General features: G+C 68.0%; 17 protein-coding genes and 2 tRNA genes. 8 read left to right on the top strand and 11 right to left on the bottom strand.

What is annotated here, in order from left to right; translation table 11 throughout:
- Positions 1-2 precede the first annotated feature (2 nt).
- The 6 genes from Q0D75_RS04940 (at position 3) to Q0D75_RS04915 (ending at position 8,656) form a co-directional block, all read left to right on the top strand.
- On the top strand, positions 3-1,346 hold the full coding sequence (locus Q0D75_RS04940; RefSeq protein WP_291050041.1) for a PP2C family serine/threonine-protein phosphatase: 1,344 nt from the start codon (positions 3-5) through the stop codon (positions 1,344-1,346).
- Positions 1,343-2,737, top strand: a complete 1,395-nt coding sequence (locus tag Q0D75_RS04935) for an FtsW/RodA/SpoVE family cell cycle protein (protein ID WP_291050039.1) — start codon at positions 1,343-1,345, stop codon at positions 2,735-2,737. The genes Q0D75_RS04940 and Q0D75_RS04935 overlap by 4 nt, the downstream gene beginning before the upstream one ends.
- Before the next feature lie 4 nt (positions 2,738-2,741).
- Positions 2,742-4,193, top strand: a complete 1,452-nt coding sequence (locus tag Q0D75_RS04930) for a penicillin-binding protein 2 (RefSeq protein WP_291050037.1) — start codon at positions 2,742-2,744, stop codon at positions 4,191-4,193.
- Positions 4,190-5,929 (top strand): protein kinase, encoded by a 1,740-nt coding sequence (locus Q0D75_RS04925; protein ID WP_291050035.1) that lies wholly within the window; start codon positions 4,190-4,192, stop codon positions 5,927-5,929. The genes Q0D75_RS04930 and Q0D75_RS04925 overlap by 4 nt, the downstream gene beginning before the upstream one ends.
- 97 nt (positions 5,930-6,026) lie before the next feature.
- Positions 6,027-7,727: a Stk1 family PASTA domain-containing Ser/Thr kinase gene (gene pknB / locus Q0D75_RS04920; RefSeq protein ID WP_291050032.1), complete on the top strand. Its 1,701-nt coding sequence runs from the start codon at positions 6,027-6,029 to the stop codon at positions 7,725-7,727.
- Positions 7,728-7,756: 29 nt separating this feature from the next.
- Positions 7,757-8,656, top strand: coding sequence for a hypothetical protein (locus Q0D75_RS04915; RefSeq protein ID WP_291050030.1), 900 nt, complete (start codon positions 7,757-7,759; stop codon positions 8,654-8,656).
- Here the strand turns inward: Q0D75_RS04915 and Q0D75_RS04910 are convergent.
- The 3 genes from Q0D75_RS04910 to Q0D75_RS04900 are packed head-to-tail and all read right to left on the bottom strand — an operon-like array spanning position 8,653 to position 10,274.
- A complete protein-coding gene (locus Q0D75_RS04910) occupies positions 8,653-9,297 on the bottom strand; it encodes a gamma-glutamyl-gamma-aminobutyrate hydrolase family protein (protein WP_291050028.1) in 645 nt (214 codons plus the stop codon). The genes Q0D75_RS04915 and Q0D75_RS04910 overlap by 4 nt on opposite strands.
- A complete protein-coding gene (locus Q0D75_RS04905) occupies positions 9,294-9,455 on the bottom strand; it encodes a hypothetical protein (RefSeq protein ID WP_291050026.1) in 162 nt (53 codons plus the stop codon). The genes Q0D75_RS04910 and Q0D75_RS04905 overlap by 4 nt, the downstream gene beginning before the upstream one ends.
- 3 nt (positions 9,456-9,458) lie before the next feature.
- Positions 9,459-10,274: a class E sortase gene (locus tag Q0D75_RS04900; RefSeq protein ID WP_291050024.1), complete on the bottom strand. Its 816-nt coding sequence runs from the start codon at positions 10,272-10,274 to the stop codon at positions 9,459-9,461.
- Between the two features lie 102 nt (positions 10,275-10,376).
- Here Q0D75_RS04900 and Q0D75_RS04895 point away from each other — a divergent pair, with 102 nt between their 5' ends.
- Positions 10,377-10,646: a cell division protein CrgA gene (locus tag Q0D75_RS04895; RefSeq protein WP_291050022.1), complete on the top strand. Its 270-nt coding sequence runs from the start codon at positions 10,377-10,379 to the stop codon at positions 10,644-10,646.
- A gap of 142 nt (positions 10,647-10,788) precedes the next feature.
- On the opposite strand, the gene Q0D75_RS04890 is transcribed toward Q0D75_RS04895, so the two are convergent.
- Together Q0D75_RS04890 and Q0D75_RS04885 are read right to left on the bottom strand one after the other, a co-directional pair.
- Positions 10,789-11,634: a rhomboid family intramembrane serine protease gene (locus Q0D75_RS04890; protein ID WP_291050019.1), complete on the bottom strand. Its 846-nt coding sequence runs from the start codon at positions 11,632-11,634 to the stop codon at positions 10,789-10,791.
- Between the two features lie 58 nt (positions 11,635-11,692).
- Positions 11,693-12,232, bottom strand: coding sequence for a peptidylprolyl isomerase (locus Q0D75_RS04885; protein ID WP_291050017.1), 540 nt, complete (start codon positions 12,230-12,232; stop codon positions 11,693-11,695).
- A gap of 142 nt (positions 12,233-12,374) precedes the next feature.
- Between Q0D75_RS04885 and Q0D75_RS04880 the strand changes: the two genes are divergently transcribed.
- Positions 12,375-12,926, top strand: coding sequence for a hypothetical protein (locus Q0D75_RS04880; RefSeq protein WP_291050015.1), 552 nt, complete (start codon positions 12,375-12,377; stop codon positions 12,924-12,926).
- A 97-nt stretch (positions 12,927-13,023) separates the two neighbouring features.
- On the opposite strand, the gene Q0D75_RS04875 is transcribed toward Q0D75_RS04880, so the two are convergent.
- The 6 genes from Q0D75_RS04875 to Q0D75_RS04850 form a co-directional block, all read right to left on the bottom strand.
- Positions 13,024-16,272, bottom strand: coding sequence for a cell wall-binding repeat-containing protein (locus Q0D75_RS04875; protein WP_291050013.1), 3,249 nt, complete (start codon positions 16,270-16,272; stop codon positions 13,024-13,026).
- 109 nt (positions 16,273-16,381) lie between these two features.
- Positions 16,382-16,454: transfer RNA gene (locus Q0D75_RS04870), tRNA-Ala, on the bottom strand.
- Positions 16,455-16,513: 59 nt separating this feature from the next.
- A tRNA-Ile gene (locus Q0D75_RS04865) sits at positions 16,514-16,587 on the bottom strand.
- Positions 16,588-16,655: 68 nt separating this feature from the next.
- Positions 16,656-17,063, bottom strand: coding sequence for a DUF3566 domain-containing protein (locus Q0D75_RS04860; protein WP_291050011.1), 408 nt, complete (start codon positions 17,061-17,063; stop codon positions 16,656-16,658).
- Positions 17,056-19,593, bottom strand: coding sequence for a DNA gyrase subunit A (gene gyrA, locus Q0D75_RS04855; RefSeq protein WP_291050010.1), 2,538 nt, complete (start codon positions 19,591-19,593; stop codon positions 17,056-17,058). Before gyrA ends, Q0D75_RS04860 begins: the two co-directional genes overlap by 8 nt.
- 27 nt (positions 19,594-19,620) lie before the next feature.
- Positions 19,621-21,102, bottom strand: a 1,482-nt coding sequence (locus tag Q0D75_RS04850; RefSeq protein ID WP_291050009.1) for a DNA gyrase subunit B, incomplete at its 5' end; no start/stop codon positions are given.

The raw sequence follows: 21,102 nt of genomic DNA, 5'->3' as shown, positions 1-21,102 counted from the left end.
CCATGGCGATCGTGACCGTGAGCGCGGCCGTCTCCCATGTCGGCAAGATCCGCTCCAACAACCAGGACTCCGGGTACGCGGGCGAGACCCTCTTCGCCGTGGCCGACGGGATGGGCGGTCACGCGGGCGGCGACGTGGCGAGCGCCCTGGCGCTCAAGCGGCTGATCGAGATCGACGGCCAGTACACCTCGGCGGTCGACGCCGAGTTCGCGCTGCAGGAGGCCATCGTCGCGGCCAACGCCGTGCTCACCGAGACCGTCTACGAGCATCCGGAGCTCACCGGCATGGGCACCACGCTCAGCGCCCTGGTGCGAGTGGGCCAGAGCGTCGCCCTCGCCCACATCGGCGACTCCCGGGTCTACCGCCTGCGCGACGACGCGCTCACCCAGATCACCATCGACCACACCTTCGTGCAGCGCCTGGTCGACTCCGGCCGCATCACGCCCGAGGAGGCGAAGACCCACCCGCGCCGCTCGGTGCTGATGCGCGTGCTCGGCGACGTCGACGCGGCCCCAGAGGTCGACCTGCAGGTGATGGACACCCGCCCGGGCGACCGCTGGATGCTCTGCTCCGACGGCCTCTCGGGGGTCATCGAGCCCGAAGACATCGAGAAGATCCTGGGCAGCAACATCCAGCCCAAGGATGCCGCGAACGCGCTGGTGAAGGCCAGCCTGGATCACGGCGCCCCCGACAACGTCACCGTCGTGGTGGTGGATGTGCACCAGTCGATCGAGACGCCGGAGACCAGCCCGGTGCTGGTCGGCTCGGCCGCGCTTCCGATCGCCTTCGAGCAGCAGCCCGGCCGCCGCTCCTCGCGCCCCGGCCTCCGCCTGCACCGCACGCCCGCGGTGAGCCACTTCGAGGCCGAGTCGGACGACTACCTCGACGAGCTGATCGAAGAAGACCGCCGCCGCAGCCGGCGCCGCAAGGTCACCTGGCTGGTCGGCGCCCTCGTGGTGCTCGCCCTGATCGCCGCGGGCCTGTACGCCGGCTACCGCTGGACGCAGACCCGCTACTACGTGGGCAGCTCCGACGGAACCGTCGCCATCTTCCAGGGCATCCAGCAGACCGTCGGCCCGATCGAGCTCTCGCACGTCTTCCAGGAGACCGACATCACCACCGAGGTGCTGCCTCCGTACACGCAGCGTCAGGTCGAGAACACCATCAGCGCCGACTCCGTCACCGCGGCGCTGGAGATCGTGAAGCGGCTGAGCGACGCGGCGGCCACCGGCACCGAGACCCAGCTGGGGGGCGACGGATCGGCGACCCCCGCACCCACCGGCACGGCCACGCCCACCCCCACGAGCGCACCCGCCACCGACCCCACCCCAGGGGCGGGCCAGTGACGAACGCGGTCGCCCCCGCCGCCGAACCCGCCTCCGCCACACCGGGCCGGGGCATCCGGCGCATCCGGGTGCCGCAGAAGCTGCGCAATCTCGAGCTGTTCCTGCTGCTGTTCGTCTGCGCCGTGAACGCCTTCGCCGTGGTGCTGGTGCAGTTCGGCGCACTCGGCTACGCCGACATGACCGTGTTCACGCTCGGCGCCGGCCTCGCGGTGCTGGTGCTCGGCATGCACGTCGCCCTGCGATTCGTGGCCACGAACGCCGATCCGTTCATCCTGCCGATCGCGGCGCTGATGAACGGCATCGGCATCGCGATGATCTACCGCATCGACATCGCCGAGAAGCTCACCGGCTGGGAGAGCACGGCCGTGCGCCAGGTCGTCTGGAGCGGCCTGGCCATCGCGCTGGCCCTCGTGGTGATCGTCGTCATCCGGAATCACCGGGTGCTGCAGCGCTACACCTACCTCGCCATGCTGGTGGCCGCCCTGCTCCTGCTGCTGCCGATGCTGCCGGTGATCGGCCAGGAGATCAACGGCGCCCGGGTGTGGATCCACGTCGGCCAGTTCTCGTTCCAGCCCGGTGAGGTGGCGAAGATCGCCCTCGCCGTGTTCTTCGCCGGCTACCTCGTCTCCCGCCGCGACAGCCTCTCGATGGTCGGCACCAAATTCCTCGGCATGCGGTTCCCGCGGGCCCGCGACCTCGGGCCGATCCTGGTTCTCTGGGCGCTCTCGATGTCGATCATCATCTTCCAGCGCGACCTCGGCACGGCCCTGCTCTACTTCGGCCTGTTCGTGGTGATGATCTACGTCTCCACCGGCCGCGCCAGCTGGGTGGTGCTCGGCGTCGGGCTCTTCCTCGCGGGTGCCGTGATCGCGGGTCAGGTGCTGGTGTACGTCAACGACCGCTTCACGAACTGGCTGGATGCGCTGAACCCCGCCATCTACGACGCCGACGGCGGTAGCTACCAGCTCGTGCAGGGCTTGTTCGGCCTGGCCAACGGCGGCCTCATCGGCACGGGGCTCGGCGAGGGCCGGCCCGACATCACCCCGCTCGCGCAGAGCGACTACATCATCGCCTCGCTCGGCGAAGAGCTCGGCCTCGCGGGCATGTTCGCCATCCTGGCGCTCTACCTGCTGTTCATCTCGCGCGGGTTCCGGATCAGCTTCGCCGGGCAAGACGACTTCGGCCGGCTGCTCGGTGTCGGCCTCTCGTTCACGGTGGCGCTGCAGTGCTTCATCGTGATCGGCGGAGTCACCCGCGTCATCCCGCTGACCGGCCTCACGGCGCCGTTCATGGCGGCCGGCGGATCGTCGCTGGTGGCCAACTGGATCATCGTCGCGCTGCTGCTGCGCCTGTCGGACACAGTCCGCAATCAGCCAAGGCTGGTGATCTAGAGCCGTGACCCGAGAACTCAAACGCGTGAGCATCGTGGTCTTCGCGATGTTCCTGACCCTGCTCGTGTCCACCACGATCATCCAGTTCTTCCAGGCGGATGCCCTCGCGAGCGACGCCCGGAACGCCCGCACCATCTACGCCAGCTACGACACCGAGCGCGGCCCGATCCTGGTCGACGGCCAGCCGATCGCCGTCTCGGTGCCCACGAACGACGAGTTCAAGTACCAGCGCAGCTACCCGCAGGGGCCGCTCTACAGCGCGGTCACCGGGTACTACACCCTGGGTCAGGGTTCGAGCCAGATCGAGCAGGCGATGAACGACTACCTCTCCGGCACCTCGAACTCGCAGTTCCTCGACTACCTCAACCGCCTGGTCACCGGTCAGAACCCACAGGGCGCCTCCGTCGAGCTCACCATCGACCCGGTGGTGCAGCAGGCGGCCTACGATGCGCTCGGCAGCTACCAGGGCGCGGTCGTGGCGATCGAGCCCTCGACCGGGCGCATCCTGGCCATGGTCTCCAAGCCCGACTACGACCCGAACACGCTCGCCGTGCACGACACGCAGCAAGTGCTCGACACCTACGACACGCTGCTCGCGGCCGACGGCGATCCGCTGATCAACAAGACCATCAACGACCTCAACCCTCCCGGTTCGACCTTCAAGATCGTCACCACCTCGGCGGCGCTGCAGAACGCCGGCCTCGACGTGAACCACACCGAGCCGAACCTCGCGCGCCTGCCGCTGCCCGGCAGCGACTCCACGGTCTCCAATGCCGGGGGCGGAACCTGCGGGGGCGGCGAGAGCGTCAGCATCCGCACCGCCTTCGTGCTCTCCTGCAACATCCCGATGGCCGAGCTCGGCGTGGAGATGGGCGAGGGCGCGCTCGGCGACATGGCGAAGGCGTTCGGCTTCGGCAGCGAGCTGTCGGTGCCGATGGATGTCTCGACCAGCGTGTACCCCCGCGGGCTCGACGACGCGCAGCTCGCGCTCTCGGCCTTCGGCCAGGGCAGCGACACGGCCACGCCGTTGCAGATCGCGATGCTCTCGGCCGCGGTCGCGAACGGAGGAAAGCTGATGACCCCGAACCTGGTGGACGAGATCCGGGCCCCGGATCTGAGCCTTCTGCAGGGCTTCGAAGCGAAGGAGTTCGGCACGCCGCTGACTTCTATAACAGCTTCGACACTTTCGGATCTGATGGTCGAGGCAGTCGATTCCGGCGCAGCGACTAATGCAAGAATAGACGGAGTCAGTGTGGCCGGTAAGACCGGAACGGCGGAGAACGGGGAGGGCGATCCCTACACTCTGTGGTTCACCGGTTTTGCTCCCGCCGACAACCCTCGGGTAGCCGTCGCAGTGGTCGTAGAAGATGGTGGTGGGTTGGGTCAATCCGGTTCAGGCAACGAATTGGCCGCACCGATCGCAAAACGAGTACTAGAGGCGGTGCTGAGTAAATGAGACCCACAGCAGGGGTGACCTTCGGTGGCCGGTACGAGCTTTCGAGCCGGATCGCGATCGGCGGCATGGGCGAGGTCTGGCAGGCCACCGACCTCGTGATCGGGCGCACCGTCGCCATCAAGATCCTGAAAGACGAGTACCTGGGCGACCCGGGCTTCCTTGAGCGCTTCCGCGCCGAAGCCCGTCACGCCGCGCTCGTCAACCACGAGGGCATCGCCAACGTCTTCGACTACGGCGAAGAAGAAGGCAGCGCCTACCTCGTGATGGAGCTCGTGCCCGGCGAGGCACTGTCCACCATCCTCGAGCGCGAGCACGTGCTGTCGACGGATCGCGTGCTCGACATCGTGGCCCAGACCGCGCTCGCCCTGCAGGCCGCGCACGCCGCGGGGCTCGTGCACCGCGACATCAAGCCGGGCAACCTCCTGATCACGCCCGACGGCCGCGTGAAGATCACCGACTTCGGCATCGCCCGGATCGCCGACCAGGTGCCGCTCACGGCCACCGGTCAGGTGATGGGAACGGTGCAGTACCTCTCGCCAGAACAGGCCAGCGGCCAGCCCGCCTCGCCCACCACCGACATCTACTCGCTCGGAATCGTGGCCTACGAGTGCCTCGCCGGCAAGCGCCCCTTCACCGGGGAGTCGCAGGTGGCCATCGCCATGGCGCAGATCAACGAGGCACCGCCCGAGCTGCCGGTCACGGTCGCCGAGCCGGTGCGCAACCTCGTGCTCTCCTGCATCGCCAAGAAGCCGGCCGACCGGCCCTCCTCCACCGGCAACCTCGCCCGCGCGGCGATGGCCCTGCGCCGCGGCGACATCGCCTCGGCCGCGGCCGCCGTGCCGGCCGTGCTCGGCAACGAACCGCTCCCTCCCACCATGGCCACGCAGCTGATGCCGGCCGCGGGCGCCACGCAGGCCACCACGGTCTTGCAGGCCCCTGGCGCAGCATCCGCGCAGCCCGTTCCCCCGCCGCCCGGCACCGAGGTGGCCGAGGACGAGCCGAAGAAGCGCTCGCCCTGGACCTGGCCGCTGATCGTGCTGATCATCATCCTGGCCCTGGTGCTCGTCGGCACCATCGTCGCCCTCGTTCTGCAGGGCGGCAACGGTGCGGCGCCGGCCACCACGCCGGCTTTGAGTTCGGCGCCGTCACCCGTGCCGACCTCGAACACGCCGACACCTTCGCCGAGCGCCACCACGGTCTCGATCTCGGAGGGCGAGCTGAAGGGCAAGTCCTTCGACGAGGCGGCCGCGATCCTCGCGGGTAAGGGTCTCAGCGCGGCCCGGGCGGTCGGCAACGCCGCTCCCTCGGCCGACCAGGTCGACTTCGTCTACCAGGCCTCCCCTGTCGGCAACGTGCCGAAGGACAGCACCATCACCCTCACCGTCTACGGCAACGTGATCGTGCCGACCTCCCCGTCCACCGCTCCCACGGGCGGTAGCGGCGTCACCGACAAGTCGGTCATCGCCGGCGAGGGCTTCGAAGTCACCTGGACCACCTACAGCTGCCCGTCGGGCACCACGCTCGACGGATACACGGTCAACGTCACCGGCGCCACGCTGCAGACACAGTCCGGCACCGCGGCGGGCTTCACGGCCGACGCTGCGGGAACCCCGATCGAGATCAGCTACAGCGTGAGCTGCTCGGGGTCGGCCTCCGGCAACTCACCGGTGCTGAGCCTCAGCACCGTGGCCGGCCCCACGAGCAGTTCCAGCCCCGACCCCGGAAACGGCAACTGATCCGAACCGTTCGAGGCCGGCAGCACCCCCACCGCACCCCTTCCCTTCCCACGACGAGCGACCCGAGGCTCATCCCCACGATCCAGGAGCAGCAACAGTGACCGACGACAACCGTCTCCTCGCCGGGAGGTATCGCCTCGGCGAACTCATCGGCCGCGGGGGGATGTCGAACGTGTACTCCGGTCGCGACGAGCGGCTGGGGCGCCAAGTGGCCATCAAGCTGCTGAAGTCGTCGCTGGCCGGCGACCCGGTGTTCCGCACCCGCTTCCGTCAGGAGGCGCAGGCGGCGTCACGGATGGCGCATCCGACGATCGTGCGGGTCTTCGACGCCGGCGAGGAGCGCGTGGCCGAGGCCGGCGGCTTCGAAGGGATCGTTCCCTTCATCGTGATGGAGTTCGTCGAGGGCAAGCTGCTCAAAGACCTGATCCGCGAAGGGCCGGTCGACTCGGCCGAGGCCATCCGCATCACCGAAGGCATCCTCACGGCGCTGGAGTACTCGCACCGAGCCGGCGTCGTGCACCGCGACATCAAGCCCGGCAACGTGATGGTCAGCCACGGCGGCCAGGTCAAGGTGATGGACTTCGGCATCGCCCGCGCCATCTCCGACTCCTCGGCCACGGTCGCGCAGACCACCGCCATCCTCGGCACGGCGCAGTACTTCTCGCCCGAGCAGGCGCGCGGGGAGTCCGTCGACGCCCGCACCGACCTCTATTCCACCGGCGTGGTGCTGTTCGAGATGCTCACCGGGGAGCCCCCGTTCAAGGGCGAGACCCCGGTGGCGGTCGCCTACCAGCACGTCAGCGAGATGCCGGTCGCCCCGTCGAGCATCAATCCCTTGGTCTCGCCGGCGATCGACCAGGTCGTGCTGCACGCCCTCGCCAAAGACCGCTTCGCCCGATTCCAGAGCGCCGTCGAGTTCCGCGCCGACCTCGAGGTGGCGGGCGCCGGCAAGATCCCGTCCAAGCGCCTGCCGGCCGACGACTTCCAGTCCTCCCTGTTCGGCGCCCCACCGAGCCTCGCGCAGGGCAACGAGTCCGCCCTCACCCAGCTCGCCGGCGACGACGAGTACACCGTGCGCACGCAGTCCCGCCCGCCCGTGGTGTGGATCTGGGCCGGCATCGCCTCGGTCGCCGTCATCCTCGTGGCCATCGTGTTCTGGGTGCTCACCCTGCAGCCGACGAGCGCTCTGCCCGACACCTCGAGGCAGATCCCGACCGTCACGGGTCAGACCTTCGAGGCGGCGGATGCGACGCTGCAGCAGCTCGATCTGGTGACCGCCCGCTTCGAGGTGTTCAGCGACAGCATCCCCGAGGGGCAGGTCGTCGAGACCGATCCGGCCTCCGGCACGATCGTGAGCCCCGGCACGGTCATCGAGGTGCAGGTCTCCAAGGGCAAGGAGGCGGTGGCGATCCCGAGCCTCTCGGGCAAGAGTGTGGCCGATGCCACGGCGGCCATCACGGCGGCTCGGCTGACCGTCGGGCAGACCATCAAAGAGAATTCGAAAGACGCACCGGTCGACTCCGTCATCCGCACCGACCCCGAGAGCGGTAGCCAGGCCTTTGCGGGCGACACGATCAACATCATCGTCTCCAGCGGGCTGGTCGATGTTCCGGATGTCACCGGCAAGCCGATCGCCGATGCGAACAACGAGCTGCAGAACAGCCTGCTCACGGTGACCTGGGTGGCCGATCCGGGATGCAAGGCGCAGGCCGACAACCCGGTGACGCGGCAGTCGATCGCCGCCGGCGACGCTCTGCAGAAGTCCGAGATCAGCCTCACCTACTGCACCGGCACCTGAGCCGGCCTCGACCGGACGGCATCGTCGCCATGCTCGGTGCTCGTCTTCTCGTCGACGTCGATCGCGACAGCGTTGCGATGGGCGACGACATGTCGTCGCACGCGTATCGCCGGTCGTTCAGGAACCGCACGCCCCTCGCCGAGGTGCTCGAGGCGACGCATCCGGAGATCCGCAGCCGCGGATGGTCCTGGGTCGCGGTCGTCGACGGCATCGTGTCCGCGGTGTGGTCGACGGACCACGGCGTGAGGCTGCTGGTCGAGAACCGCCGACTGCAGGCACGCAGGTCTCCGCTGCCGGTGGTCTTCCGTTACTTCCTGCAGATCGACCCGCAGTGGCTGCACGAGCGGCTGGCCGCGGGAGCTGCGGCCGATCGCGAGGCCCTGAGTGCGGAGTACGCGCCGCTCGCCGCCGAGCGTCTCGAGCAGGAGCAACGCCGGCGCGAACGTGATGTTCCCCAGAAGCTGTTGTCGTCCGCCTGCATCGAGGCGCTCGAGCGCCTCGGCGCGAAGATCGATCTGCATTCGGACACGCGCTGTCGACTCGACGCCCACGGCGAGCGATGGATCGTCGTCCGTTCGGACACGATGACGCTCGTCCACCACGGGGAGAACCCGGGACCCATCGCGAACCTCCGCCCGAGTTCCTTCGCCGAGCTCTGGCTCACGGCTGCCGTCGGCTCACGCGAGCGGGAGAGGAACGCGCTTCCTCGGCTGCCCCTTCCGACGCCGGATCAGGGACCGCCACTGCGGCCGATGACGTCCTGGCCGCCCGGGCGAGAGCGCTGGTCGGCTACCGGCGACGACGGCTTCGTCGCTCAGCTCTCCGGCGAGGATGCCGTGGCTTGGTACCGTTTCGCCTTCGGGCGCACGCTCGACGAGATCGTGGCGACCGTCACCGGACCGGCACGGCCTGCCGGTACGGACGGCTAGGCCTGGGCGGTGCGCAGCAGCGGGTTGAGTGTGGCGGCCTTCGCGGGGGCGTCGTCGAGCCCGGCGGTGGCCAGCCAGTTGCCGAGCATCCGGTAGCCGCCCTCGGTGAGCACCGACTCTGGGTGGAACTGCACGCCGTAGACAGGGGCTTCGGCATGACGCAGGCCCATGATGACGCCGCCTTCGGTGCGTGCCGTCACCACGAGCGTGTCGGGCACCGTGCCGTCGACCACCGCGAGCGAGTGGTAACGGGTGGCGGTGAAGCCGTCGGGAACCCCGTCGTAGAACGGGCTGTCGTCGTGCCGGATGACCGAGGTCTTGCCGTGCATGAGCTCTTCGGCGTTCGTGACCGTGGCGCCCATCGCCTCGGCGATCGCCTGGTGGCCGAGGCACACGCCGAGCAGAGGTTTCTGCGCCTCGAGCGCCGCGAACACGACGGAGATGGACACCCCGGCCTCCGACGGCTTGCCGGGGCCGGGCGAGAGCAGCACCGCGTCGTACTCGGCGATGGTCTCGGCGGCGTCGGCGGAGTCGAACGCATCGTTGCGCACCACGACGGTCTCGGCGCCGAGCTGCTGGAGGTAGCCGTTCAGCGTGTAGACGAAGCTGTCGTAGTTGTCGATCACGAGAACGCGGGTCATTGGTCCACCGTGACATCCTGCGTCGGAGCGGTCAAATCGTCGATCCAGGGGAACACCCAGAACGCCAGTGCGTAGAGCACGGCCACGACCAGCACAACGACGATGAGGATGCGCACCCAGAGAGGTCCGGGCAGGATGCGCCACAAGGCTGCGTACATGGTCTAGGCCCCCACGAGTCCGGCGATGGCGGCGGGTGCGCCGGCCGATCGCGGTGTCCAGTCGGTCAGCACGCCGTAGGCGATGATGCGCTCCGAGGCGATGTAGAGCGGGTTGCAGCTGGTGAGGGTGATGATGCGGTCGGCGGCCGTGGCATCCGGCACCTGGGGAACCGCGTCGATCACGCCGACACCGTAGGGCGTGACGTACTCGGAGCTGCGGTAGGTGTAGGTGTACCAGCCGTCTTGGGTCTCGACATAGATGGGGTCGCCGAGCTGCAGCTCGTTGATCTTGAGGAAGGGGCTGCCCCAGCCGTCGCGGTGCGCGGCGATGGCGAAGTTGCCCACCTGCCCGGGCATCTGGGTGGTGACGTAATGCCCCGCCCCGCCGTTGTTCAGCACGGTCTTCGGATCGACGCCTTCGGCGATGGTCTTCTTGAAGTCGCTGCCGAAGCGCGGAACGTACATCACTGCGAAGTCGTCGCCGGTGCCCGGCTCGGAACCGCCGGCCGGCGGTTCGCCGTAGAGGAACGTGCCCGCCGGCTCGGCGCCGGCGCTCGCGCTGGGGACCGGTGCCGCCGTCGGCGACTCGGCCGCCCAGTTCTGCGACAGCGATCCGGCCTCGGAGGCCTGCTGGTTGTTCAGCATGATGCCGTTCAGCGAGAACTGCCAGCCGAGGAACAGCAGCACCAGCACACCGGCCGTGATCAGCAGTTCACCGAACACGCCGATGGCTTTTGAGACCGGGCTGCGCTTGCGGCGGCGCGGACGCATCGGGAGCTGTTCGGGCACGGCGTCGTGCGGGGCGGACGGCTCGCTCATGCTCACCATCCTAAAAGGTAATGCCTGTGCGACGGCCCCGAGTGCTCAGCCTGTGGAGAACCGGTGGAGAACGCATAGGCAAAGCCCGTTAGAATCATCGGCATGGCCCGAGACAAAGCATCCACGAAGGACGTCGCCCGCCGAAGCCGCGATGTCCAGCGCGCATCGAGCGACGAGTCCTCCGCGAACAACCCGAACCCGGTGTGGTTCAAGCCGGTGATGTTCGGCTTCATGATCGTGGGCCTGCTCTGGATCATCGTGTTCTACGTGTCACAGGGCCTTTTCCCCATTCCCGACCTGGGTAGCTGGAACATCCTGATCGGCTTCGGGATCGCCTTCATCGGCTTCATCATGACCACGCGCTGGCGCTGAGGCGCTCTTTCGCCGCTGCCCAGCCTGGGGAGAATTACACGGCTGTAATTATCCCCAATGTTAATAACCTTGTGGATAAGTCCACAGCTGTGGATAACCCTGTGGAATCTCCGGCCCGGATCCGCGCTCCCGGGCGGGCTGATCAGACCAGGACGCGGACGACCGTGATGGCCACCAGGGCCACGGCGACAGCCGCCACCAGCAGGATCTGCGCGGTCTTCATCCGGATCGGGCGCGTGCGCACGTAGATGAGGGCGATCAGCAGGCCGACGGCCAGACCGCCGAGGTGCGCCTGCCAGGAGATACCGGGAACGAAGAACCCGTATGCCAGGTTGATGCCGACAAGCACCACGAGCTGGATGCTGCTGCCGCCCAGGTGCCGGTTGATCACGAAGAACGCGCCCATCAGGCCGAAGATGGCTCCGGATGCGCCGACGACGGCGGAGAGCGGGCTCGCGAAGAGCACGACGGCGACCGATCCGCCGAGCCCGGAGATCAGATACAGCGCCAGGTAGCGCCAGCGCCCGAGGAGGCGTTCCAGTCCGCTGCCGAAGATGAACAGGGTGTACATGTTCAGCAGCAGGTGCAGGATCGATCCGTGCGTGAACACCGAGGTGATCATCCGCCACGGCTCGAAGGGAGCCCCGACCGGCAGCACGTACGCCGGTGCGAACTGCAGCGCCGCCGTGACGCCGAGCCCCGGAATCGACTGCAGCAGGAACACCACGGCGCAGATCGCGATCAGCGCGTAGGTCACGACGGGTGCGCCCGCGCCGGTGAGGTTGCGCAGGAAGGCCGGACGGCCGCGGTTCACCTTCGGTGCCGAACGGCGATCCTGAGCGGCGCACTCGACACAGTGCACGCCGACAGCGGCCTGCACCTGGCACTCCGGGCAGACCGTTCGCCCGCAGCGCTGGCAGAGGATGTAGCTCTGCCGGCCCGGATGCCGGTAGCAGTAGTTGTCGGGATTGGCCGAGGCGCTGCTCATCGACGGGTCAGGATGCCGGAATGCAGAACGGGGTCGGTGGGAACGGCCGGAGCCGGACCTAGACCGCCTCGACGGTGACGCTCTCGAGCACCACGTCGTCCAGCGGACGGTCGTAGGCGTCGGTGGCCACACCGGCGAGCTTGTCTACGACGCGCTTGGAGGCGTCGTCCGCCACCTCGCCGAAGATGGTGTGCTTGCCTTGCAGCCAGCTGGTGTTGCCGACGGTGATGAAGAACTGCGATCCGTTGGTGCCCTTGCCGCCCTGGATGCCGGCGTTGGCCATCGCGAGGATGTAGGGCTCGTTGAAGTTGAGCTCGCCGTTGATCTCGTCGTCGAACTTGTAGCCCGGGCCGCCGGTGCCGTTGCCCAGCGGGTCGCCGCCCTGGATCATGAAGCCGGGGATGATGCGGTGGAACACGATGCCGTCGTACAACGGGGCGTTCGTGGGCTGGCCCGTCTTCGGGTCGGTCCACTCGATCTCGCCCGTGGCGAGGCCGACGAAGTTCTTGACGGTCTTGGGTGCCTGGTGACCGTACAGGTTGACCACGATCGGGCCGTGGTTGGTGGTGAGGGTAGCGACGTGCGTGTGTGCGGGCATGTGCCAATTGTGTCACACCGGCATCGGGCATCCAGTGAAGCTCCAGGCGATGCGAAGCGGATGATCAGTGGTCCGAACTACTCCGGTCGGGGATTGCGTGGCAAGATGACACTGACCGTGCTCTCGCCGATGGAGGTTTCTTATGAGTCTTTCCCGCAAGCGCCGCAAAGCGCTCACGCGCCTGAAGGGAACGGCAGAAGACCTGTGGGTCGACCAGCAGGACGTTCTCGACCGTGCCAACGCGATTCTGCGTGAGGCCGGGCGCCAGGCCGGCTACCTGGCCGATGAAGAGGTGAAGCCCCGGGTGAAGACCGCTGTCGACAGCGGTGCCGTGGCCATCAGCCGTAAGGTCGCGGATGTGAAGGTGGCCGGCGAGACCGTCAAGCACCGCTTCGCCACCGACGTGCTGCCCGCGATCGCCGGTACCGTCGGCTCCGCCGCCGCGGTGCTGCAGTCCTCCAAGAACCCGGAGTTCGTGCAGCAGGCCGGCAAGCAGGTCTCCAAGGCCTCCAAGTCGCTGCAGAAGGCCGCTCCGAAGTCGGCCGGCTCGAAGGTCGGCCTCGTCTTCGCGGTCAGCCTCGGTGTCGTCACCGCCGTCGGCCTCGGTTATGCCATCTGGCAGACCTTCCGGGCCGACGACGAGCTCTGGATCGCCGACGAAGACCCGGAGCCCGAGACCGACCCCGAGGGCTGAGCTCTCACCGGATACGACGAAGGCCCCGCACGGTTGGTGCGGGGCCTTCGTCGTTCCCCTGCCTCATCATCGCGCCCGAGGACTGGGCGATGAGGAGTCAGCAGCCCCTCAGGGCGGCGACGTCGGCATCGAGGGAGGCCTCGCCTCCGATCAGCGTCACCTTCTTCACGCCCTGCGTCTTCAGGGCGGCGAGGGTGACCTGCGGCACGCAGCGGTCGGTCACCACGTACAGCGGTGCCCGCTCGTGGCCGGCCCACGCGGTGCCGGCCAGCGCGTCGGGGAACTTGAGTCCGGTGGCCAGGAAGGCCCGGTCCGCCGCGGGGAAGGCGAGCAGATTGATGGCGGCACTCGCCTCGAACCGGTCGGCACCCCCTCGTCGCACCGTGGGCGCGAGCGTCGCGAGCGCCTTCGCCACTCCTGGCGACACCGAGGCCGGGCCTCCCGCGATCACGATCTGATCGGGGTCGAGCCGTTTCAGCAGGTCCCGCGTGTCGTCGTCGAGCACGCCCGCTCCCCCGTTCACGAGAACCACCGGCCCGCTCGCCGCTCCGGCCGCCGATCCGGCGCTCAACGCGTCCGGAAAATTGGCGCCCGTGGCCACCAGCACGCGCGAGACACCTCCTGTGCCGAATACCCGGTCGGCCAGCGCGCGCGAGACCTCGTAACGGTCGGCGCCCGCGATGCGCACGGTATTCGGCTGCAGCGTCTTCAGAGCCGTGAGGATCGCCGGCGGAATGGATGCCGTTCCGCCCACCAGCACGATCTTCGCGGGCGAGAGCCGCTTCAGCTCGGCCTTCAGCCGGGGGTCGAGCGTCGCACCTGCCGTGAGCAGCAGCGGCCCACCCTCGTGAACGGCGGCGGGGCCCGCCGAGAGCGCGTCCGGGTAGTTCGTGCCGGTGGCGATGTAGACCACGGGTGCCGTACCCGGGTACGCGGCGCGGGACACGTTGATGGCCGCCTCGAACCGGTCGGCGCCGGATACCCGGTCGACGTCGGGCGATTCCTCCGCGGCGTCGACCACGGCCGACAGCGCGGAGGTGGTGGTGACGGATGCGTAGCCGGCCTTGGATCCGGTCACCGAGACGGCGACGCGGTGACCTCGGTCCTCCGCCGTGAGCCGGTAGCTCGATGCGGTGGCCGTGTCGATCGGGCTCCCGTCGCGAAGCCACTGATAGGCCAGCGTCACGGGAGCCGGCTTCCAGCTTCCCGGCGTCGCGGTCAGCGTCTGCCCCATCCGGGCCGTGCCCGAGACCGTGGGCTTCGGGGTGGCCGTGAGTGTGGCCAGCGCGACGGGAGCGGCCACGAAGTCCACTCCGCCGGCGGCTCCGCCGTCGGGCAGCGCATCCACTGGTGCGGTCGACGTGCGCCGCACCTCGTATCCCTCGAGCGAGGCGCTCACCGAGAACGCCTTTCCCCCATAGAGGTGCCGGACGCGGTAGGTTCCGTCGGCGGCCGTCACGGCATCCTGCGAATCGTGATCGCGAAAGCCCCGGTAGCAGTTGCCCGAGCCTCCGTCGTTGTCGTACGACTGCCGGTCCGCGTGCACCGTCGCTCCCGCGACCGGCCGCCCCGCGGCATCCACCACCCGGCCCGAGATGGTGGCCTCGGTACGCATCGAGATCCAGGTGTCATTGCGGAAGATCTGTCCGGCCCAGGCGACGTAAGGGGATGCGTCGTCCCAGCTGGCGATCCAGACGCAGTGCGAGTCCGAAGGGAAGACTTCGGGGATGACGAGGGTTCCCCACTCGTCGCTCAGGGTCGATTCGCTCGCGCCGTAGAGCGAGGCATGGAACCCGGTGACGCGGGACCCGTCTTTCTGTGACCGGAGGTGCAGGCTCAGGACACCGGCGTGGGTGAGGGTCTGGTCCAGGGCGACCGTGTCCCCGGTGCCGGGTACCTCGACGGCGGTCGGGTAGTAGCGGCTGTCCTCGCGGGGCGCCGAGCCGGTGTAGTACTGATCCCAGTATCCGCCGTCGCCGTCGGAGAAGCGCACGTCGTAGGCGCCCTCGCGCAGACCCAGCAGGAACCAGTCGCCCGAACCGTCGCTCGTGCTGCTCGCGACCACCTCGTCGGTATCCGCACGGTAGGCCGTCACGGCGACGCCGGAGACCGGATCGGGGTTCCAGCCCTCCACGGCCAGGTGGCCGGCGAGGCTGCCGCAGACGTAGTCGCGCACGGTGAGGTACAGGGTGGCCGGCTTGCCCGGCCGCGAACCGGCCACTCCGGCGCCGTCCACCGCGCGCCAGCGGAAGGTGAGCGGGATGACGTATTCCCCTGCGGGAAGGGATGCCACGTACCCGCCGTCCTGGCCCAGCACGAAGTCGGCACCGCCCCCGAGCGTGAACCCGAGCTCGGTGGTGGTGGCCCGGCCCACCTTCATGCCGGGCGTGACCGACCACGCGCCGATCGGGTCGTCACCGGCGGCCGGGAAGTGATTCTGCACGGCGCCGGATACCGGGGCCGACGGCTGGCAGGACACCTTCGTGAACGTCGTCGGCAGCGTCGGGGTGTTCGCCAGGGCGCGCAGGATGGAATCGGATTCGGGGGTGACCAGCGAGGCGTGTTTGTAGGACTCTCCGTGGATGCCTATCGCCTCCCAGACCAGCGTGGTATCGAATTCGGCCATCTGCTCGACCCAATTCGAATAGTCGCAGACGAGGTCGAGGTCGTCGCAGTAGCTGATCGTGACGGGTTCGAGCTCGGACGGATAGGGCGGCGAATAGAGGTCGAGCATGGTGCTGACGCCGCGCCCGGGCTCGGCCGATCCGCTGCTCGGGATGTTCGTGGTGCCGCGGGCCGGGTTGGCGATCAGCATCACCCCGGCGAAGCGGTCGACGTCTTGGGAGAAGCCGTAGGCGAGCGCTCGGTGAGCGGCGAGGGCGCCCTGCGAGTAGCCGATCACGACCCACTTCTCCATCGGGCAACGCGCTTCGGAGTCGGACAGGATCGCGGTGAGCTGCTCGACACCCTCCTGCACGCCGTCGAAGAAGGTCCACGGGCCCGGGGTAGGCAGTGCTTGCGAGAGGGCGTTCGTGAACGCCTTCCACACGGCCTCGGATGGATACTCCACCGTGCTGAACCGCGTCACCCGCTGATCGCCGATGGAGTCGGCGACCTGCTGCACCGCGTTCTGCACGGTGGGACCGTATCCCGAGCTCTCCCCCGATCCGCGCACCCCCACCACCAGCACGTCGGCGCACGGCTCGCGCAGCGCATCGGTCGGCGTCACGTCGACGGATGCCACGACCGCCGCCCCGGGCGCCGCCGCCGCAACCCCCGGCACGAGCATTCCGCCCGCCACGAGCACGCTCACGACGGCGACCGCTGAAATGATTCGTCTGTACATCCCCACTGCGGCCCCCCGACCATCCACCGGGACCGCGCCGATGCGACCCCGAAAGTGCTGCCACCAACGACGAATGGGACGCGTGTACGCGTCCCATTCCCGTGGCCAGTGGAGCCTGGGAGAATCGAACTCCCGACATCCTGCTTGCAAAGCAGGCGCTCTACCAACTGAGCTAAGGCCCCCCAAGAGATCTTGCGGACGAACCGCACCGATCTCCCGGAGATTTCTTGTGGATCTCTCGTGGGGCTACAAGGACTTGAACCTTGGACCTCTTCGTTATCAGCGAAGCGCTCTAACCGCCTGAGCTATAGCCCCGTTTTTTGACCAGAGACGAGACTATCCTACGGAAGCCCCGATCACTAAATCGGCCAGCGGAATACGGTCTACTTGTTGGTGAACCCCAGCATGACGCCGCCCGTGATCCGCACCGCGAGGTTGTACAGCGCCGCCCAGATCGCGCCGAGCGCCGTGATCACGATCACGTTCAGCACGGCGACGACGACGGAGAAGCCCATCACCTGGGGCAGCGAGGCGAAGTCGAACAGGTCGAAGTTGCCGGCACCCGCGATGTCTTGCAGCAGCGTGTTGACGGAGTCGAACACGCCCGTCTGGTTGAGCACCGACCACACCAGGAACGAGGCGACCACGGTCACGATGCCCAGGATGATCGCCAAGAGGAAGGAGATCTTCAGCACCGACCAGAAGTCGATGTAGACCAGCTTCAGCCGAACCTGCTTGGTGGTGGCGACCCGCGCCGTCTTCTTCGCGAATTTGTCGCCGAGGTTACTCATCCGTCGTTACGTCCTCTCCAGGAGCCGCAGGGGCTTCGGGGTCGAGCGGCTCCGCATCCTCGGAATCCAGGTTGCGTTCCGTGTTCTTGGCCACCGCGATGATGCGATCCTCGTCCGCGAAGCGAGCGAAGACCACGCCCATCGTGTCGCGTCCTTTAGCCGGTACCTCGGCCACGGCAGAGCGTACCACCTTGCCGCTGGCAAGGACCACAAGGACCTCGTCGTCCTCGCCGACGATCAGCGAGCCGATCAGGTCGCCGCGCGCATCCTGCAGCTTGGCCACCTTGATGCCGAGGCCGCCACGGCCCTGCACCCGGTATTCCTCCACCGAGGTGCGCTTGGCGTAGCCGCCCTCGGTGACGATGAACACGTAGCCCTCGTCGGAGACCACCGAGGCGCCCTGCAGCGCGTCGTCGCCGCGGAACTTCATGCCGATGACACCGGAGGTGGCGCGGCCCATCGGCCGCAGCGCCTCATCCGTCGCCGTGAAGCGGATCGACATGCCCTTCTTCGACACCAGCAGCAGGTCGGAGTCCTCATCCACCAGCAGCGCCGAGACGAGCTCGTCGTCTTCGCGCAGGTTGATGGCGATGATGCCGCCCGAGCGGTTCGTGTCGTACTCGGTCAGCGCCGTCTTCTTCAGCAGGCCGCCCCGCGTCGCGAGCACCAGGAACTGCGCCGCCTGGTAGTCGCGGATGTCGAGGATCTGCGTGATCTGCTCCTCCGGCGCGAGCGCCAGCAGGTTCGCCACGTGCTGGCCCTTCGCGTCGCGGCCGGCCTCCTGCAGTTCGTAGGCCTTGGCGCGGTACACGCGACCCCGGTTGGTGAAGAACAGCAGCCAGTGGTGCGTGGTGGTGACGAAGAAGTGCTCCACCACGTCGTCGGCCCGCAGCTGGGCGCCCTTGACGCCCTTGCCGCCGCGGTGCTGGCTGCGGTAGTTGTCGCTGCGCGTGCGCTTGACGTAGCCGCCACGGGTGACCGTGACCACCATCTCCTCTTCGGGGATGAGGTCTTCGATGTTCATGTCGCCGTCGAAGCCGAACATGATCTCGGTGCGCCGGTCGTCGCCGAACTTGTCGACGATCTCGGTGAGCTCTTCGGTGATGATCTCGCGCTGACGCGACGGCGAGCCCAGGATGACGTTGTACTCGTCGATCCGGGTCTGCAGCTCGGTGGCCTCGTCCTGGATCTTCTGGCGCTCCAGCGCGGCCAGTCGGCGCAACTGGAGTTCCAGGATGGCGCGGGCCTGCAGCTCGTCGATCGAGAGCAGGTCGATCAGGCCGTCGCGGGCCTCCTCGACGGTGGGCGAGCGCCGGATGAGGGCGATCACCGCGTCGAGCGCGTCGAGCGCCGCCAGGTATCCGCGCAGGATGTGCATGCGGGCCTCGGCCTCGCGCAGGCGGTACTGGGTGCGGCGCACGATCACCTGGATCTGGTGCGCCACCCACTCGGTGATGAAGCCGTCCAGCGGGAGGGTGCGCGGGATGCCGTCGACGATCGCCAGCATGTTGGCGCCGAAGTTGTCTTGCAGCTGCGTGTGCTTGTAGAGGTTGTTCAGCACCACCTTGGCCACGGCGTCGCGCTTCAGCACGATCACCAGGCGCTGGCCGGTGCGGCCCGAGGTCTCGTCGCGGATGTCGGCGATACCGGCGAGCTTGCCGTCTTTCACCAGCTCGGCGATCTTCACGGCCAGGTTGTCGGGGTTGACCTGGTAGGGCAGCTCGGTCACGACCAGGCAGGTGCGGCCCTGCAGCTCTTCGACGTTGACGACCGCGCGCATGGTGATCGATCCGCGCCCGGTGCGGTACGCATCCTGAATGCCCTTGACGCCCAGGATCTGCGCCCCGGTGGGGAAGTCGGGGCCCTTGATGCGCTGCATCAGCGCCTCGAGCAGCTCTTCACGGCTGGCCTCGGGGTTCTCGAGGTACCAGACGGCTCCGGATGCCACCTCCCGCAGGTTGTGCGGAGGGATGTTCGTGGCCATGCCGACGGCGATACCGACGGATCCGTTCACCAGCAGATTCGGGAACCGCGCGGGCAGCACGACCGGCTCGAGCGTGCGGCCGTCGTAGTTGTCCTGGAAGTCGACGGTCTCCTCGGTGATGTCGCGCACCATCTCGAGGGCGAGCTGCGACATCTTGGTCTCGGTGTATCGGGCGGCGGCGGCGCCGTCGTTGCCGGCCGAGCCGAAGTTGCCCTGGCCGAGGGCCAGCGGGTACCGCAGGTTCCACGGCTGGATCAACCGCACCAGCGCGTCGTAGATGGAGGAGTCGCCGTGCGGGTGGAACTGGCCCATCACCTCGCCGACGACGCGCGCCGACTTGGAGAAGGCACGGTCGGGGCGGTATCCGCCGTCGTACATCGCGTAGATCACGCGGCGGTGCACGGGCTTCAGGCCGTCGCGCACGTCGGGCAGGGCACGCCCCACGATCACGCTCATGGCGTAGTCGAGGTAGGAGCGCTGCATCTCCAGCTGGAGATCGACCTGTTCGATGCGGTCTCCGGCGGGCGGAGTGATTTCGTCTGTCATAAGGAGGTATCAGTCTCGATCGAAGGGTCAGATGTCCAGGAAGCGCACGTCTTTGGCGTTCCGCTGGATGAAGTTGCGGCGCGACTCGACGTCTTCGCCCATCAGGGTGCTGAAGATCTCGTCGGCCGCGGCCGCGTCGTCGAGGGTGATCTGGCGGAGGGTGCGGGTATCCGGATCCATGGTGGTGTCCCACAGCTCGCGGTAGTCCATCTCGCCCAGACCCTTGTAGCGCTGGATCCCGTTGTCTTTCGGGATGCGCTTGCCGGCGGCCTGGCCGTCGACCAGCAGCGCGTCGCGCTCCGCGTCGGAGTAGACGTAGTCGTGCGGCGCGTTCGACCACTTGAGCCGGTAGAGCGGCGGCATCGCGAGGTACACGTAGCCCAGCTCGATCAGCGGCCGCATGTAGCGGAACACCAGGGTGAGCAGCAGCGTGGTGATGTGCTGGCCGTCGACGTCGGCATCCGCCATCAGCACGATCTTGTGGTAGCGAGCCTTCTCGGGGTTGAAGTCCTCCCCGATGCCGGCGCCGAACGCCGTGATCATCGCCTGCACCTCGGCGTTGCCGAGCGCGCGGTCGAGGCGGGCCTTCTCGACGTTCAGGATCTTGCCGCGCAGGGGCAGGATGGCCTGGGTCTCGGGGTTGCGGCCCTGGATGGCGGAGCCGCCGGCCGAGTCACCCTCCACGATGAAGATCTCGCTCTTGGCGGGATCGCGGCTCGAGCAGTCCTTGAGCTTGCCGGGCATCCCGCCGCCCTCGAGCAGTCCCTTGCGGCGGGTCTGCTCGCGCGCCTTACGGGCCGCCATCCGGGCCTGCGACGCCTGGATCGCCTTGCGGATGATGTCGCGGGCCTGCACGGGGTTGCGGTCGAACCAGTCGGTGAGCTCGGTGCTGACGACCCGCTGCACGAAGGCCTTGGCCTCGGTGTTGCCGAGCTTGGTCTTCGTCTGGCCCTCGAACTGCGGCTCGGCGAGCTTGATCGAGATGACGGCGGTGAGGCCCTCGCGCACGTCGTCGCCGGAGAGGTTGTCGTCTTTCTCTTTGATGATGTTCTTCTCGCGCGCGTACTTGTTCACCAGCGTGGTGAGCGCGGCGCGGAAGCCCTCTTCGTGAGTGCCGCCTTCGTGCGTGTTGATGGTGTTCGCGTAGGTGTGCACGCTCTCGGTGTAACCCGTGGTCCACTGCATGGCGACCTCGAGCGCGATCTTGCGCACCGTGTCCTCCTGCTCGAAGGAGATGATCTCCTCATTGACCAGGTCGGCCTTCTTCGAGCGGTTGAGGTACTCGACGTAGTCCTTGAGGCCGTTCTCGTAGAGGTAGGTGACCGTGGTCTCCTCTTCCTCGCCCGACTCGCCGCCGCGCTCGTCGGTGAGCTTGATGGCGAGGCCCTTGTTGAGGAAGGCCATCTGCTGGAACCGCGCACGCAGGGTCTCGTAGTCGAACTCCACGGTCTCGAAGATCTCGCGGCTCGGCCAGAAGGTGATGCGGGTTCCGGTCTCGGTGGTCGACTC

It is taken from the genome of Herbiconiux sp. (assembly GCF_023264855.1).
Lineage (GTDB): Bacteria > Actinomycetota > Actinomycetes > Actinomycetales > Microbacteriaceae > Herbiconiux.
Note: the sequence above shows the minus strand (reverse complement) of the source record. Positions and strands in the feature narration are given on the sequence as shown.